Here is a 15,339-nt window from a genome sequence, read left to right as displayed (position 1 = left end):
TTTCTTGTTCGTATGCTTTGACTACTTTTTCTCGAAAGTCGATGGAGTAAGGTTTCATTCTACCTGTTCATGCACTGACCTCAATGTACTCTATATACCTGCAATCTGCCGTATTGGGGCGATCGCATCCGTCTTTCCCCCAGCTTGCGTCCAATGTGCAGGTCTTTCCACATTGTCCGGCAATACAGTTTTGCGATCTCCAAATGCTCTTTCGATTTGCTCGTATTCTAGGTTTTCGGCTGACCTGAGGTATACTCCTCGCAGGTTGGCTTCATCTAAGTCTGCCCCTTGCAGGTTGGTCTCACTCAAGTTTGCCTCTTGCAGATTAGCGTTATTGAGGTATGTCTCTTGTAGGTTAGCTCCCCTGAGAGCTGCCTCTTGCAGGTTAGCTCCCGTGAGAGCTGCCCGTTGTAGGTTAGCGTTAGACAGGTATGCCTCTTGCAGGTTAGCTCCAATGAGGTCTGCCCCTTGCAAGTTACCTCCAAAAAGGTCTGCCCCTTGCAAGTTAGCTCGCCTGAGGTTTGCCCCTTGCAAGTTAGCTCCAAAAAGGTTTGCCCCTTGTAGGTTAGCTCCAAAAAGGTTTGCCCCTTGTAGGTTAGCTGCACTGAGGTCTGCTCCATCAAGGTTGGTATGTTGTAAATTTAGCCGTTGATTTTCTGGGTCTTCATCTACGTCGCGCCGTCCGATAACTGTAAGTGCAGCTTGAATATCCGTAGGGATTTTTGGTAATTGCTCCTGCTGTATCTGTTCCTCCTTCAAAGGAGCCTTCTCTCGCACAAAAGCTGTTAGCACCTCCATAATTGTCCAATGGTCTTTTTCGGAATCGTTAGCAATTCGTTCTAGAGCATAAATTCCCCCTAAACGGATAGAGATATTATCAGAACCAAGCTGTTCAACTGCTTTAGTAAAGCGTTCTGTGATTTGCTTATCTTGTGCCGCTTCTGCATTTTTTAGAGCAGCTTTAGCATTATCTAGAGCTGCATCAGCGCTTTTATTGGCAGCGATCGCGCTATCATCCATCGCTTTAGCTCGTTTCGCTGCGTAGAAAACGTTAAAGAGGATTGCGGCTCCTCCAAAGGTTGTTGCAACAATTTTTAAAACTTCAATAATGGGTTGGATACCCGGATTTTTCAAAACCTCACTATTCAATAAAACATAGCCAACATAGCAAACTATCAATCCTATCAAAGTAAAAAAAGCTGCCAAACCTATAAGCCAACCTTTTAGTCCCTCTGTTTCATCGACACGCATAAACTTATCCTGGCAGAGAGTTTATCAGCGAATTAATTGCTCGAATTGCGACTAAAAGCACTAAACCTCCAATCGCTAATAGACTCAAAGGACGCAAGATTCCCTCCAACTGCCTCAAACGTTTCTCTAAGTCGCTTTCGTAATATTGCTCCAATTTTCGCAGCGCCGCATCTAGATTGCCGGTTTCTTCACCAGTGCGAATATATTGGATTGCAAGTGGGGGTAACTTGGTTTGCAGACTCTCGGTGAGGCTTCTACCGAGACGAATTTGCCGAGCAGCTTTTGCTACGTGGGTTGCCATCTGAGGATCGGGGATGCGATCGCGCAACAATTCCAGCGCGGCGAGAATTGGCACCCCGCAACTTAAAGGCAACGACAACTCAGTAAAGTAAAGGAGCGATCGCGCTTGCATGACTTTATCCAAACCGGGAAGTTGCGCCGCTAACCGCTGTAAACCGCGTCCGGGAAAGCGAGAATTCAGGATAGCTACCCCAACCAAAAGCACTGCTAATCCAAAACTGCACAGCCAGAAACCAGGATGGGTAAGCTTTTGAGGATTTCGCTTGAAAAGTGCGGCGGCAAGTACCAGCAGACTCCAAATCAGGGCGATCGCGGCGATTCCCACCGAACGATAGAGGCGTTCCCGTTTGACTTTCGCTTCCGCCGCCGTTGCCAATCTCTCAAACGTCTCTGCTAGCGATCCGCTGTATTCTGCTAACCGAATTAGGCTAATCGTCCAGCCATCAAAATATCGAGCATCTATGGTCAAAGCAGACGCCAAATCTTGCCCAGAATCCACCGCTACACTGACTGTTTGCAGATAGCGCCCGAAGGGAGAATTGCGATCGCGCTCAACCAAATTTAAGCTTTGCTGTACTGAAATGCCAGAATTCAGCAAAGTGGCGAACTGCTGGAAAAATTGAGCCTTTTCCTGGTTTTTCAACTTAATGTGTAGATTCACTAATCGGATTTTAGCTTTTGCTGATTTTTAGAGAGAACCTCTTGAAAGTTAAGGAGTGGCGATGGTTGCACTAATCAAGAGACTCTCTGCGATCGCAGCAGAGGTCGATTGCTGGCTCGTGTATGCCGCGAGAAGAGGCTGCTGAGGCGATGAATCCTAATTTGGTTGCGATCGCTCTCGTTTAGTGGTCGGTGCTTCTCGCCAAAACCGGAGACTTTTAACAATTCGTAGTTTTAGGGGTACTGTATGAGTACAATTTCCTTAAGCTAGCTCACACACCTCTTCCGTGATTGCAATCTATCCTGGCAGCTTCGATCCGATTACTCTGGGGCACCTTGACATCATTAAGCGCGGTTGTCGGCTTTTTGATGGGGTGATTGTTGCGGTGCTGCGGAACCCCAACAAAACGCCCCTATTTACAGTACAGGAGCGCATCGAGCAGATTCGTCTATCGACGCGATCGCTGCCGAATGTAGAAGTTGACAGTTTTGACGGTTTGACGGTCAACTATGCCAGAATCCGAGAAGCGGGCGTGCTGCTGCGCGGTTTGCGGGTGCTTTCTGACTTTGAACATGAGCTACAGATGGCTCATACGAATAAAACTCTCGACGATCGGATTGAGACGGTTTTTCTAGCAACCTCTAACGAGTACAGTTTCTTAAGTAGTAGCTTAGTGAAAGAGATTGCCAGATTCGGCGGCTCTGTCGATCATCTTGTTCCCCAGCACGTCGCCTTAGATATCTACCGATGTTACGCCAAGACTCTTCCCGCCTCGAACCCGATAGTAATGGACGCTTCCCCGAAGGTGAATTACCCGACAGTGGATCGGGAAGTGTAGATATTCAGCGGGAACTCGACCGCATCGAAGAAATGATTCTCGATAGTACGCGCATTCCCTTGACTAGCCTGCGCTTAGTCGATGAGAATCCGTTACTCGATCAGCTGGATTTGGTGCGGATCAATCTGCCACCAGCTTTTCAGGAAGCCGAAGAAATTGTTCGGCAGAAGGAAGAAATTCTCCTGCAAGCGGAGGATTATGCACAGCAGATTATTGAGACAGCAGAACGCCGAGCCGATCAGATATTGGATGAAATGGGCTTGATTCGGCAAGCAGAACGGGAAGCGCAAGCGATCCGGCAGGCGGTGCAGCAGGAGTGCGACGCCATCCAAGAACAAACGATCGCAGAACTAGAACGGATGCGCCTACAAGCACAACAAGAGCTAGAGCAGATGCGATCGCTTGCTATCCAAGAATGCGAGGACATTCAAAACGGAGCCGATGACTACGCCGACCAAGTTCTCACGAATATCGAGCAGCAGCTCAACGATATGCTCAAGGTCATCCGCAACGGTCGGCAACAGTTACAAAATGACGCTCCTCCACCGCCGTCGCCGCGTACTCCCACGGTTAGAGAAGTGGAGGGGGACAGAGGCAGAGGCGCAGATAAGAAGAAGTAAGTGTTGGGTGGGCGGTGCCCATCCACGATACTTTTGTGCTTTAGCTCTCAAACCTTCCTATTAGATTTGTGTAATTATCCATAATAAAAGAACCCCACCCCCAGCCCCTCCCCGCAAGCGGAGAGGGGAGCCGGAGCCGGAGCCGGAGCCGGAGCCGCAGGTGAGGGCGGGGAGGGGTTCCTCTTAATTGCGGTTTATCCTTACTAGAGGTAGCCCAGTTCTTCCAGCTTTCTCAAAACTTTCTCTGTGCTTTCCTCTATCGTTTCTTGGTCTGTGTGGCATTCGATTTGAGGATGCAGGGGCGATTCATAGGGGTCATCAATCCCAGTGAAGTTTTTGATTTCCCCAGACCGCGCTTTCTTATACAACCCCTTCACATCTCGCTGTTCGCAAACCGCTAACGGTGCATTCACATAAACCTCGACAAAATCTCCAATACGCGATCGCACTTCTTCTCGAATTTCCCGATAAGGCGAAATTGCCGAAATCAGTACGACCACACCGTTCCGAGTCAGGAGGTGAGCCACAAAACCAATGCGCCGGATATTCTCATCCCGGTCTTCTTTACTAAACCCCAAACCTTTGGTCAGATTTTGGCGCACCACGTCTCCGTCGAGGATTTCCACCTTGTATCCACGTTTCTGCAATTCTTGCGCCACTTCCTGGCTAATGGTGGTTTTTCCCGCACCGCTTAAACCTGTAAACCACACGGTGACACCACGATGCTCTCGATCCATTGTTCTTCGCTAAAACTGACGGTATTCTCATCCGACTTTAAGCGATCTGCGGAAAATGGGAAAGCAGGAGCATCATCGTTACATCTTTTAAACTAAATGAAGAAAGAGAGGACTTCCAGTCATGGCATTTGATTACGATTTGTTTGTCATTGGGGCGGGTTCGGGAGGATTGGCGGCTTCCAAACGTGCGGCTAGCTACGGAGCAAAGGTAGCGATCGCAGAAGGCGATTTAGTAGGTGGTACCTGCGTCATCCGGGGCTGTATTCCCAAAAAATTGATGGTTTACGCCTCTAAATTTTCTCATTTGTTTGAGGATGCCGCAGGCTATGGCTGGACTGTGGGCGAGAGAAGCTTAAACTGGGAACATCTGATAACGACTGTCGATAAGGAAGTCCACCGTCTCAGCCAGTTGCATATTGGGTTTTTGGAAAAAGCTGGGGTGGAGTTAATCAAGAGCCGCGCCACTTTAATAGATCCGCATACTGTGGAAGTGGATGGACGCAAAGTCACGGCTGATAAGATTTTAATCGCCGTGGGAGGGGAAGCCATCAAGCCGAATTTACCAGGGATGGAACACACCATCACTTCCCGCGAGATATTTCTCCTCAAGGAACAGCCGAAGCACATCGTCATTATTGGCGCTGGCTATATTGCCGTGGAATTCGCCTGTATTATGCACGGACTGGGATCGAAAGTCAGTTTGTTGCTTCGAGGCGATCGCATTCTCAAAGGTTTTGATGACGATATTCGCGTTGGCATTCAAGATGCCATGTCCCATCACGGCATCAACATTATCACCAATGTTACCGGGAAAGGCATTGAGCAAACCCCAGAGGGTCTAAAGGTCGCCTTCACCGAAAAAGGCAAAGACGCGGATACAACCCTCACCGCAGACCAAATTCTAGTCGCCATCGGTCGCGCACCTTTGTTAGGAAAACTTGGTTTGGAGAATGCGGGCGTTAAGGTTGTTAATTGTGAGGATGAAGATTTACCCAGGTTGCACGGGTACAGCGTCAACTGTGCAATCGAAGTCGATGAGTACAGCCGCACCAACCAGCCAAATATTTTCGCTGTGGGCGATTGCACCAACCGGATCAATTTAACCCCCGTCGCCATTGGCGAAGGGCGCGCTTTTGCCGATACTGAGTTTGGCAACAATCGCCGGGTATTCAATCACGAAAATGTTGCCTCCGCCGTATTTACGCAGCCAGAAGCCGCTACGGTAGGAATCAGCGAAGCCGATGCGCGGAGAAAGTTGGGCGATGACAACGTACAAATTTATCGCGCCCGATTCCGTCCTCTGTTCCACAGCCTCACCGGCGCGGATGAGAAAGTCATGGTCAAGTTGGTTATTGACAAAAATACCGACCGCGTGCTAGGCGCTCACATGGTAGGCGAGTATTCAGCCGAGGTGATTCAAGGAATCGCGATCGCAGTCAATATGGGAGCCACCAAAAAAGACTTCGACGCCACCGTTGGCATTCATCCTTCCACCGCCGAAGAGTTCGTCACTCTGCGATAAATTACGGCTAGGGGCAATATTATCAATTGCCCCTACAAATGTCTGCATTTGACTTGTTGAGATGAGCGATATTTTCTCTTATCTAACCTACCGCCTCAATCATACTGCCAAATCTTGATAGTTTTGTCATTGCTACCACTGACAATTGTTTTACCATCAGGACTAAAGACAACTGACCCAATACTTTCTAAATGTCCCGAAAGTGTATGAATCAATTCTCTTGTCCCCAGATGCCATAATTTAATTGTTTTGTCGTTACCGACACTAGCAAGAATTTGCCCATCAGGACTGAAGGCAATACTGCGAACAATGCTTATGCTTGTATGGTCAGAGAATGTGTGGAGTAGGCTGCCACTGGGAAAACTCCAAATTTTGATGGTGGTGTCCGCACTGCCACTAACCAAAGTCTTGCCATCAGGACTTATGGCGACTGACCAAACATAATTTAAATGTTCAGTAAGGGTTCGGATTGCTTTTCCAGTGCTTAAATCCCATATTTTGATAGTTTTGTCGCTACTTCCACTAATTAAGTTTTGTCCATTGGCACTAAATATAATAGAAGAAACACGCTCTTCATGACCCGTAAGAGTACAAATTTCCTTACCGGTGTTAAAATCCCATACTTTGATAGTTTTGTCCTTACTGCCGCTAGCGACAATTTTCCCATTGGGGCTAAAAGCAATAGAATGAAGCTCGTCTGAATGTCCAGTAAATGTTACCCCTGTACGTGAATACCACAATTTAATAGTATTATCGGCACTGCCACTAGCGAGAGTTTGCCCATCAGGGCTAAAAGCAAGTGAAGAAACACTACCTGAATGTCCGGTGAAGGTACAAATAGAATCTCCAGTGGTCAAATCCCAAATTGTGATGGTGTTGTCTGCACTGCCACTAGCAATTTGACCATCAGCACTAATAGCGACAGCATAAACATGATTTGAATGCCCAGAGAGAGTATCTACACATCGCCAGGGCTGAGTTTTGCTAGTTTCCCAATCTGCCAGCAATTTTAAGTCAGTATTATAGGCTTTTTGATACTGTTGCTGAGTCAGCTTAAGCTTATCAGTAATTGTTTTTGCCCAGGCGTTCGGAATCTCTGAGTCTAAATTAAATAGCTGAGGTTCATAATTTGGGTCGATGTTGAGGTAGTACCAATCTGCTAAAAATGTTGCTAATAGCTTGTGAAGGGTAACAATTGTCTGCCGAATGATGCGAAGACTTTGAATCTCATCATTTCCGGCTTCCTGTAGTTGCTTTTTTGCCTCTTCCCAGTTCCAAGGCTCAAACGACAAGGAAACTGTGTCTTGCAGTCCCCAGAACCGAACATTAAAGTAAACTTCATGATCGGTAATGTCGCTGTAAATAATTGCCGTAGGGACAGCAGCCAAAATGGTTTCCAACTGTTTGACTTCTGCATCAAAAATCGAACGCTCAAAATACTTCCCGTAAAACTCAACAGGGCAGAGTTCGCCCTCTAGGGAATAATGCCGTTCCAGAAATCCTTTTAATTGATTGCGAACCTCTTTTTTGAGGCTGTCGCGGAATGATAGCGGAAAATCATCGCTGATATCTGGTGGTGGAACCAACATCAGTAATCGAGGTTTCTTTTGCTCGTCCCCAAAAATTCGTTCTACTTCATCACGACTCAAAACTCCAGGCCATTTTTGCTGATCGAAAATAGCTTGAATTTCCTTTTGCTTGAGTTCAATTTCTTTTGCAGTCTTCTCCCGCATCAGTTCTAGATACAAAGAACTCATCTGACGCTTGTCTGCCAATTCCTCTGCTTTGAGTTGCAGTTCTCGTTCTCTAAGCTTAAGAGTACGTTCATCTCGTTCAGCGCTTGCCGATTCAATCTGAAGGTCTGCTTTCAAGCGGAGGTCTTGAAGTTCTAGTAACTTCTGCTCTCTTACCTCTCTGCGCCGATAGTAGTCAATTTCTGCCTGACGCGATCGCTGATCTAATCTAACTTCCTGAACTTTAGCAGGAAGATTAGATGTGTCATCAACAACGTTTTTAAAAAATTTTGAGGCAATTCTACTAGCAGCACTAGCAACAAATACGGCTACAGCACCAACAATATTGAATGGCATAAAACTTAAATCTGAGGAGAGTTCTAGCGATCGCAAAATCCGGCTTATTTAGCTTGATTTGCTCAAGTGTAGCCCAGCCCTAGGTGGGAGTCACTGGTTGAGAAGATTGTGGGATAGATGCGCTGCTTGCCGTTGAACCTTTTCCCCAAATGCCCAGTCTAAAGCATTAGAAATCCAACAGTGGTAAGAGAGAGCCAATCGGTGTCAGCTGTACCAATCAATGCGCTAATGGGCGATCAAGCCAAAGAAAAACCCGATCTCGACACCGATGCTTACCTGGTAAAGCGGTGTCAAGAAGGCAACAAGCAGAGCTTTCGGCAACTCTACCAGCGCCATCAGCAGCGCGTCAGATCGACTCTTTACCAACTCTGCGGTACCTCATGCTTAGATGATTTGGTGCAAGAAGTATTCTTACGTGCTTGGAAGGGATTACCAAAATTGCGGGAAACCGCTCATTTTTCGACTTGGCTTTATCGCATTAGCTGGAATGTTGCTTCAGATCGACGGCGGCAATTTGCTGTAGAAACCCGAAATTTCGCGTCTTTACAACAAAGCGCTACCAATGCCTTGCCAAGTCAACAAGAATCTCCCACTCTGATGCACTTACATTATGAAGATTTAGTGCAGCGCGGACTGCAACAACTAAGTTTCGAGCATCGCGCCGTACTGGTTCTGCACGACTTAGAAGACGTTCCGCAAAAAGAGATCGCAAATATCTTGTCGATTCCAGTTGGCACAGTAAAATCGCGGCTCTTTCATGCTAGAACCTCCATGAGGCAATTTCTCCAGAAGCAAGGAGTCCAACTATGACTCAGTTCCCCGATGATGACAAACCCCTAGTAGAGTTTCTGCGCCAACACCGGGGTTATGTTCCCCCATCTGCACCCGATTTAGAGAGCCAGATTATGCAAGCAGTAGCATCTGCGCCTTCACAGCCGCAATGGCGGCGACAGAGGTGGATTTTACCTTCTGCCCTTGTTGCTAGTCTGTTAGTTAGCTGGGCAGGATACCGCGTGCTGGTGCCTAACACTGCATCGACTGCATCCAAAAACACCGCAGAACTGGAAGCATTTCTGGCGACGAACTGGGATAGTGTTGTCGCGGGTGAAACGCCCGCGTCGTCGAGCAGCCAAGATGCAGAAGCTGATTGGTTGCTCTCAGAAAATTAGCTTTTTTAGGGAATCGGTATGGGTAATAATCAGTTGTCCTGAACGATCTTATTGCTACTGCCTAATGACCAATGAAGAATGGCTAATTGCGTCTTAACGAATTACTAATTACTAATTACTACTAACGACGGAGATTGTTTTCATGTCCCTAAATCGTATTTCTCTGTTAGCGGTTCTCATACTATCTATAGGGAGTGCGGTTGCTCTTGCCGATCCGAATCCCCAATCTTCTCAAACAATTGCCCAAAATTCGCCGGGTGGCCGTCCTCAAAGAGGCAACAAGGATGGACTCCTTCAGCAACTCAATCTTACCCCACAGCAAATGCAGCAAATGCAGGCGATTCGGCAGAAGTATAGAACCCAGATAGCGCCGCGCCAGCAAACTCTACGTCAAGCTCGGCAAGAGCTAGCGACACTGATGAATAGTACAGCTTCCGCCAGCCAAATTCGCTCTAAAAATCAGCAAGTTGAAGAGTTGCAGCAGCAGCTACAAAAGTTGCGGTTTGAAAGTATGTTAGAAATGCGAGAAGTTATGACTCCAGAGCAACGCGCCAAGTTTGTCCAACTGATGCAACAGCGACGACAACAAAAGGGGCAACGGGCGGGGAAAAATAGAGGACAAGGATTTCCAGGTTCGCTGGAGCGAAATTTTTAGCGGTTGATACGCCGGAAACTACTGCCCAATTGGATGCTTGATTATCTTTATCTGCATGGATTTGCCTCTAGTCCCCAGTCAACGAAGGCGATCTATCTGCGCGATCGCTTATCTTCCCTGAAAATCCCCTTGACAATCCCCGATTTCAACCAAGGCGATTTTTCCCATCTGACGATAACTCGGCAAATAAAGCAAGTCGCCGCTGAATTTCCCCCAAACTCAATGCCTGTTACTGTCATTGGCTCCAGCTTAGGGGGTTTAACAGCGGCTTGGGTGGGAGAAAAATACCCGCAGGTTCAGCGGTTAGTGTTGCTAGCTCCCGCTTTTGAGTTTCTGACTCACTGGTTGCTCCGACTGGGGGAAGAACAACTGCAACAGTGGCAGACAGAGCAATATTTGCCGGTATATCACTATGGCGAGAAGCGATCGCTTCCTCTGCATTACCAGTTCGTCACCGACGCTGCCCAATATCAAGACGAACAGCTACAGCGCCCCATTCCTACTCTGCTTCTGCATGGGCGTCACGATGAAGTGATTCCGATTGCAGCTAGCCACAACTACGCCGCCTCACGCCCTTGGGTTAAATTCATCGAACTAGAGGACGATCACAGTTTAGGAAACGTCCTGCCTGAAATTTGGGAATTGATCGAAGCTTTCTGCTATTAATACCTGTTTGTTTCGCCGCCCCTTTAGGCGTTCCGCTGCCATATAAAAAACTAAAACCCGCCTAAGGTACCGGCGGGTTCGTGAACGAGCTATAAATGGTCAGGTTAGTCAAACGAAAGAGGAAAATTTCAAGAAAAGTTGACGAAACCAAAAACTAACTCTACTAGGGTGGACTTAATTCGCAACAAACCTTTTCTAACTATCTTGCATTCCCTACGCCGATTCAGGCAATGATCTAGATCCGCAACTTAACAGTTCAAAACAAAAAGAAGCGAATGAACTTCAGCGCGATCGCTACATTTATTAGAGAAATACAACCGAGATTCGGTGTTGCGTTGGATAAGAGCGGGAGACACAGGCTCGAATCCGAAAACTTGGTGTCGAAGGTTCTTACTTCGTTGTGCCTATATTTAAATTAGCACTTGATTCTCCAACCTCACTCGTTCGTTAAATTAAATTCATATCCCTTTATGTGTCGAAATCTTTAAAAATGCTAGTTCAAAAATGAAAGATTTGCGATACACCGATAACAAAGCCCCCTCCAATATTAGGAGGGGGCTAGATTGCAAAGTTTTAGTCGTTATTGACCTGTACTGCTTGACCCACCAGTTGTCGAACTGCTTCCCGGTGTGGTGCCGGTGGTTCCGTTGGTGGTCGAACTGCTTCCCGGTGTGGTGCCGGTGGTTCCATTGGTGGTCGAACTGCTTCCCGGTGTAGTGCCGGTGGTTCCGTTGGTGGTAGCACCGCTATTCGGTGTGGTGCCGGTGGTTCCATTGGTGGTCGAACTGCTCCCCGATGTGGTGCCGGTGGTTCCATTGGTGGTAGCACCGCTATTCGGTGTGGTGCCAGTTGGATTTTGGGTGCCTGGGGTGGTGCCAGAAGTATTCGTTCGAGTTGAGTTCTGACGCACTGAAGGCGCGGTTAGAGTTGTACTAGGACTTGATTGAGTAGTCCCAGAAGTATTCGTTCGAGTTGAGTTCGACGGTTGAGAAGGCGTTACGTTAATATTTGTCTGATTTCGAGTCGGTTGTTGCCCGGAACTCGGAGGAACTGTAATGTTTACATTTGGCGCTCTTTGAGCAGGCGGTGCGTTTTGTGTCTGAGGAACCTGAATCACCGTAGGAGCCTTCTCAACTGTGGTTCTTTCGATAATTCTCTCTTGTGTAGGCTGTTGAGAAGCGCCCGATGAAGACGTATCTGGTGCAGTTGAGTTCGGTGCAACAGAAGCTGAAGGTGAAGGGGAAGGTACGGGAACCACCACAGGCGCAGGCGCAGTGTACTCTTCTACCTGCTGATTTCGTTGGTTGAGGAAGTAGAGGGCACCGAGGGTCAACCCTAGCAGAGAGGTGAGGGCAATCCCTATCAACAAGCCTCTGGCGGCATTATTATTATCGCGGATTTCTTGTCCTTCCTCGTTGACGCGGCGCTCGGAAACGCGACCGTGGACATAACCATCTCGATAGGAGGTCACTTTGCCTGGGTCTACAGTGCCATTCCCGTGAACCGTGTTAGTTGGGCCAACCGGATTATGGGGAGAAACCGGCTGATTTGGGTTCTGGGGAACTTCACGGTTATCGTTGTTGCGATTTTGTAGGTTAGACATGAGTATTACTACAACTCCTGAATGGTTTAAAGGCAGAAAAGGATGTTTAAAACTGTTTATGGTCAGTAGATTTGAGCAACGCTGTCTCAACCAAGCCTAGCTAGCAAGGTTAGGAGCCTACCTCGCGCAGAGTTAGAAACATTGTTTTCAATGTCCCCTGTCCTGCTTGTTATTGAGGTGCTGGAACGAGTTCCTGAATTTCCTGAATATTTATCTACAGTTCTTTCAAAGATGGTTGTCTTTTTCTCGATGCTTTGAGAGGGACTGTCATTGGGAACAGGCACAGAGGGTAGAGAAGATTCATTTCGCTGAGCAACGAAGAACAGAGTTCCAACGAGGAAACTTACAATCGATGTGAAAGCAAGATTCATCAGCAAATTAGTCAAGGCATTGGTATTCTCATCAACGAGATAGCTCTGTTCCTGAAAACGACGTTCAGAATTGCGACCTTTAAGGTACTCATTCTGGTAGGAAACCCGTTCAGAATTGCCTCTACCCTGATAGACCGATTTAGGCCTTTGATTGTTATCGGTTCTAGGGTGGTTGTACATGAATGTCGATCGAACTCTTTGTGTCAATCAGGAAACCGAGAAGACCCTGATTTTTTTAGATTGATTGGCAACTACAAGCTAAGGAAGTTAATACTCAGCTGTCTTGTCCTTATAAGCAATACGATATCCGTTAGTCTTGCCTGAATCTCTCTATCTGAGAATGGATTGTCTCCTCCATCCAAGGATTGAGATCGAAAAATCGAAAGGAAGAAGTCCGTGAAAACAGCACGCAGTTGTTCAAAAAAGCGTAAAAAAAACCGTTTTCATCAAGAAAACGGATTTATGTCATTTTATTTTTTTATAATTGCTATTTAATTAACGCAGCAAAACGTTCCAAGTCGCTGGACCCACTACACCGTCGGCGTCTAGCTTAAATCTTTGTTGAGCAGCTTTGACCGCAGTTTGAGTCGTTTCACCAAAGACACCATTCACCGTTCCTTTGAAAAAGCCAAGGGTTCGCAGGCGCTGTTGCAAACTGGTAACGGCTGGGCCTTGCGTTCCCAGCCTCAGAACTGGAAAATCGAGCTGTCTGGGCTGCTGCGGGTTCGTCCGTGTCTGAGAGCTAGGAGCAGTTGTGGAACGGTTAGCGGTGGTTCTGGCAGCGGTTGCCGGACGGTTGGGGGTTCTGGCAGTCGTTGCCGGACTGTTGGAGGCTGGAACATTCACACTGGGACGGGAAGTTGCCGCTGGTCTGGGATTGGCAGCGGTGTTTGTCGTAGTTGGGACGGGAAAAGATGCTGCCCCAGTGGTAGAAATTGTTGAAGCTGAAGGAGACGGGATAACCAATGGCGTCGCGGCTGCTGTAGATTCCGATAGTGGGGCGACTGGAAATAAACGCTTCCAGGTTTCTGCACCCACGATTCCATCCGGTGCTAAACCAGCGGCTTGCTGAAAACGGGAAACTGCGATCGCGGTATTTTCCCCGTACACGCCATTTACGTCGCCATTATAGTAACCCAATAGTTTAAGGGCTGCCTGGAGTTCCGCTACTTCTGTTCCTTGGCTACCGGGTCGTAACGTTTGCCGAGTAACGGTTGCGGATGGAAATGTTTGGGCGATTTCTTTGGCATCACTGGGGATCGCCATAAAAGGTAAAAGTAAAAAGGCAAAAGGCAAAAGAATGTTTTTTTTCATTTTTACTTTTTCCTCTTGAGTTTACAAAAAGGCAAAAGGATGTTTTTTTCATCGCTTTTTCCTCTTGACTTTACAACGCGATTGGAAAAAGCGAAAAGGTTCAAGAAAAAATCTTTCATTTTTACTTTGTCTTTTTACTTTTTTCCTTTTTTAATTTTTAATGTCTAATTTTTCGGCTGGACCAACGAGAGAGACATAAGGTTCGGTAAAATACCGGGAAGCCACTTTTTGGATCAACTCTGGGGTGACGCTGGTAACTTTTTCCTGAAACTCGGTATCAAACTCAATTCCCAGCCCCAAAATTTCGTACCAGCCGAAAACTTGAGCCAGCTGAGCATTGGTTTGTTTGCCGAGAGCGTATTGACCAAGCAGCTTGTTTTTGGCAGCTTGTAGCTCCCGCTCGGTTAGTTGAGTGGTGCAAAGGCGTTCCACTTCAGTTCGCAAGCCTTCATAGGCGATCGCGGTGTTTTCCGGTGCCGTGCCCATATATACCACAAACTGAGAGGTTTCTAGCCGAGTCGGATAAAAAGCTGAGACATCGTAAGCCAATCCCCGCTTCTCGCGCAGTTCCACAAACAAGCGGCTAGAAAGACCGTTGCCCAAGTAAGTATTGAGCAGTTTCAGGCAGGCGTAGTCGGTTTCTTGCACGGATGGCGCGACGTAGCCCAGCATCACGATGGATTGCTGCGTATCTTGTGGGGTAGCGCAAGAAATGGGTTCAGGGGTGATTTGGGGCAGACTGAGGGTAGGTAGAGGGGTGGTTCCACTCTGCCAATCTCCAAACACTTGATTAACCAAATCAGTGGCGTCTTGGGGAGTCAGGCGACCGGCAATACTGATAACTAGGTTATCGGGACGGAAATACGTCTGATGGTAATGCTGGAGGTCAGCGCGGCTTAAACCAGAGACAGTGGCTTCGGTTCCCAAGCTGGAGAATCCGTAGGGATGATTCTGGTACATGGCTTGCCGCAGCTGGTCGAAGGCGATGGTGAACGGCTGTTCCTGCTGGGAGCGAATATCCTGCAAAGCGAGACGCCGTTCCAGTTCCACTTCGGCTTCTGGAAAGCTAGGCGATCGCAATAATTCTCCTGCCAGTTGCAACATCTCCGGAAAATCTGCGGATACTGTTTTGAGACTCAGCAAGAAATAATCCGCAGCCGCATCAGCACCGAGACTGGCTCCCACTGACTCTACTTGCTCGGCAATTTCTAGGGAAGAAAGGCGATCGGTTCCTTTGGTGAGTACCGTGGATAGCAGGTGAGAAAGTCCCGCTTTTTCTCGTGGCTCCCACCGACCTCCAACCCGTGCAAAAATTCGACCAGCAATAATATCAGCCGCTGGATTTTCCACCGTAATTAATACGATGCCGTTGTCCAAAACACTGCGGTGGATAGTTGGGTTGGCGAGCGATCGCGTCACACTTTGAGTCATTCGTTGTAGAGTCCTTAGTCATTGATCGTGGGTGATGAGTCATCGATCGTGAGTGGTAGGAACAACTTACGAGTCGCTAATGACGAATGACTCATCACTCCTCTACTCAAG

14 protein-coding genes are annotated in these 15,339 nt (G+C 47.6%); 7 read left to right on the top strand and 7 right to left on the bottom strand.

What is annotated here, in order from left to right; all coding sequences use genetic code 11:
• Window positions 1-90 precede the first annotated feature (90 nt).
• Together NDI33_RS02535 and NDI33_RS02530 are read right to left on the bottom strand one after the other, a co-directional pair.
• Window positions 91-1,251, bottom strand: a complete 1,161-nt coding sequence (locus tag NDI33_RS02535; protein ID WP_190678559.1) for a pentapeptide repeat-containing protein — start codon at window positions 1,249-1,251, stop codon at window positions 91-93.
• 4 nt (window positions 1,252-1,255) lie between these two features.
• A complete protein-coding gene (locus NDI33_RS02530; protein WP_190678557.1) occupies window positions 1,256-2,212 on the bottom strand; it encodes a type II secretion system F family protein in 957 nt (318 codons plus the stop codon).
• A gap of 286 nt (window positions 2,213-2,498) precedes the next feature.
• Here NDI33_RS02530 and coaD point away from each other — a divergent pair, with 286 nt between their 5' ends.
• A complete protein-coding gene (coaD, locus tag NDI33_RS02525) occupies window positions 2,499-3,050 on the top strand; it encodes a pantetheine-phosphate adenylyltransferase (RefSeq protein ID WP_190414577.1) in 552 nt (183 codons plus the stop codon).
• Complete coding sequence (locus tag NDI33_RS02520; RefSeq protein ID WP_242033260.1) at window positions 2,960-3,670, top strand: DivIVA domain-containing protein; 711 nt, start codon at window positions 2,960-2,962, stop codon at window positions 3,668-3,670. Before coaD ends, NDI33_RS02520 begins: the two co-directional genes overlap by 91 nt.
• Window positions 3,671-3,873: 203 nt before the next feature.
• Here the strand turns inward: NDI33_RS02520 and cysC are convergent, their stop codons facing one another.
• Complete coding sequence (cysC, locus tag NDI33_RS02515; RefSeq protein WP_190414576.1) at window positions 3,874-4,407, bottom strand: adenylyl-sulfate kinase; 534 nt, start codon at window positions 4,405-4,407, stop codon at window positions 3,874-3,876.
• Window positions 4,408-4,528: 121 nt separating this feature from the next.
• On the opposite strand from cysC, the gene gor reads away from it, so the two are divergent.
• Window positions 4,529-5,929, top strand: coding sequence for a glutathione-disulfide reductase (gene gor / locus NDI33_RS02510; protein ID WP_190414575.1), 1,401 nt, complete (start codon window positions 4,529-4,531; stop codon window positions 5,927-5,929).
• Window positions 5,930-6,024: 95 nt separating this feature from the next.
• Here the strand turns inward: gor and NDI33_RS02505 are convergent, their stop codons facing one another.
• A complete protein-coding gene (locus NDI33_RS02505; protein WP_190678555.1) occupies window positions 6,025-8,019 on the bottom strand; it encodes a WD40 repeat domain-containing protein in 1,995 nt (664 codons plus the stop codon).
• A 228-nt stretch (window positions 8,020-8,247) separates the two neighbouring features.
• Here NDI33_RS02505 and NDI33_RS02500 point away from each other — a divergent pair, with 228 nt between their 5' ends.
• The 4 genes from NDI33_RS02500 (at window position 8,248) to NDI33_RS02485 (ending at window position 10,509) form a co-directional block, all read left to right on the top strand.
• Entirely contained in the window at window positions 8,248-8,829 is a 582-nt protein-coding gene (locus NDI33_RS02500) for a sigma-70 family RNA polymerase sigma factor (protein ID WP_190527759.1), read from the top strand.
• Entirely contained in the window at window positions 8,826-9,188 is a 363-nt protein-coding gene (locus NDI33_RS02495; RefSeq protein ID WP_190678554.1) for a hypothetical protein, read from the top strand. The genes NDI33_RS02500 and NDI33_RS02495 overlap by 4 nt, the downstream gene beginning before the upstream one ends.
• A gap of 142 nt (window positions 9,189-9,330) precedes the next feature.
• A complete protein-coding gene (locus NDI33_RS02490) occupies window positions 9,331-9,843 on the top strand; it encodes a Spy/CpxP family protein refolding chaperone (RefSeq protein ID WP_190678551.1) in 513 nt (170 codons plus the stop codon).
• 33 nt (window positions 9,844-9,876) lie between these two features.
• Window positions 9,877-10,509 carry a YqiA/YcfP family alpha/beta fold hydrolase gene (locus tag NDI33_RS02485; RefSeq protein ID WP_190678549.1) on the top strand — a complete coding sequence of 211 codons (633 nt, stop codon included), beginning with the start codon at window positions 9,877-9,879 and terminating at the stop codon, window positions 10,507-10,509.
• Window positions 10,510-11,089: 580 nt separating this feature from the next.
• Here NDI33_RS02485 and NDI33_RS02480 read toward each other — a convergent pair.
• The 3 genes from NDI33_RS02480 to NDI33_RS02470 all read right to left on the bottom strand — a co-directional run bounded on the left by NDI33_RS02480 (window position 11,090) and on the right by NDI33_RS02470 (window position 15,228).
• Entirely contained in the window at window positions 11,090-12,112 is a 1,023-nt protein-coding gene (locus NDI33_RS02480; protein WP_190678547.1) for a hypothetical protein, read from the bottom strand.
• An 866-nt stretch (window positions 12,113-12,978) separates the two neighbouring features.
• Entirely contained in the window at window positions 12,979-13,797 is an 819-nt protein-coding gene (locus NDI33_RS02475; protein ID WP_190678545.1) for a peptidoglycan-binding protein, read from the bottom strand.
• Window positions 13,798-13,947: 150 nt separating this feature from the next.
• A complete protein-coding gene (locus tag NDI33_RS02470; protein WP_190678543.1) occupies window positions 13,948-15,228 on the bottom strand; it encodes a pitrilysin family protein in 1,281 nt (426 codons plus the stop codon).
• Window positions 15,229-15,339 lie beyond the last annotated feature (111 nt).

The organism is Trichocoleus sp. DQ-A1 (assembly GCF_039961955.1).
Classification (GTDB): Bacteria; Cyanobacteriota; Cyanobacteriia; order Cyanobacteriales; family FACHB-T130; genus FACHB-T130.
Note: the sequence above shows the minus strand (reverse complement) of the source record. Positions and strands in the feature narration are given on the sequence as shown.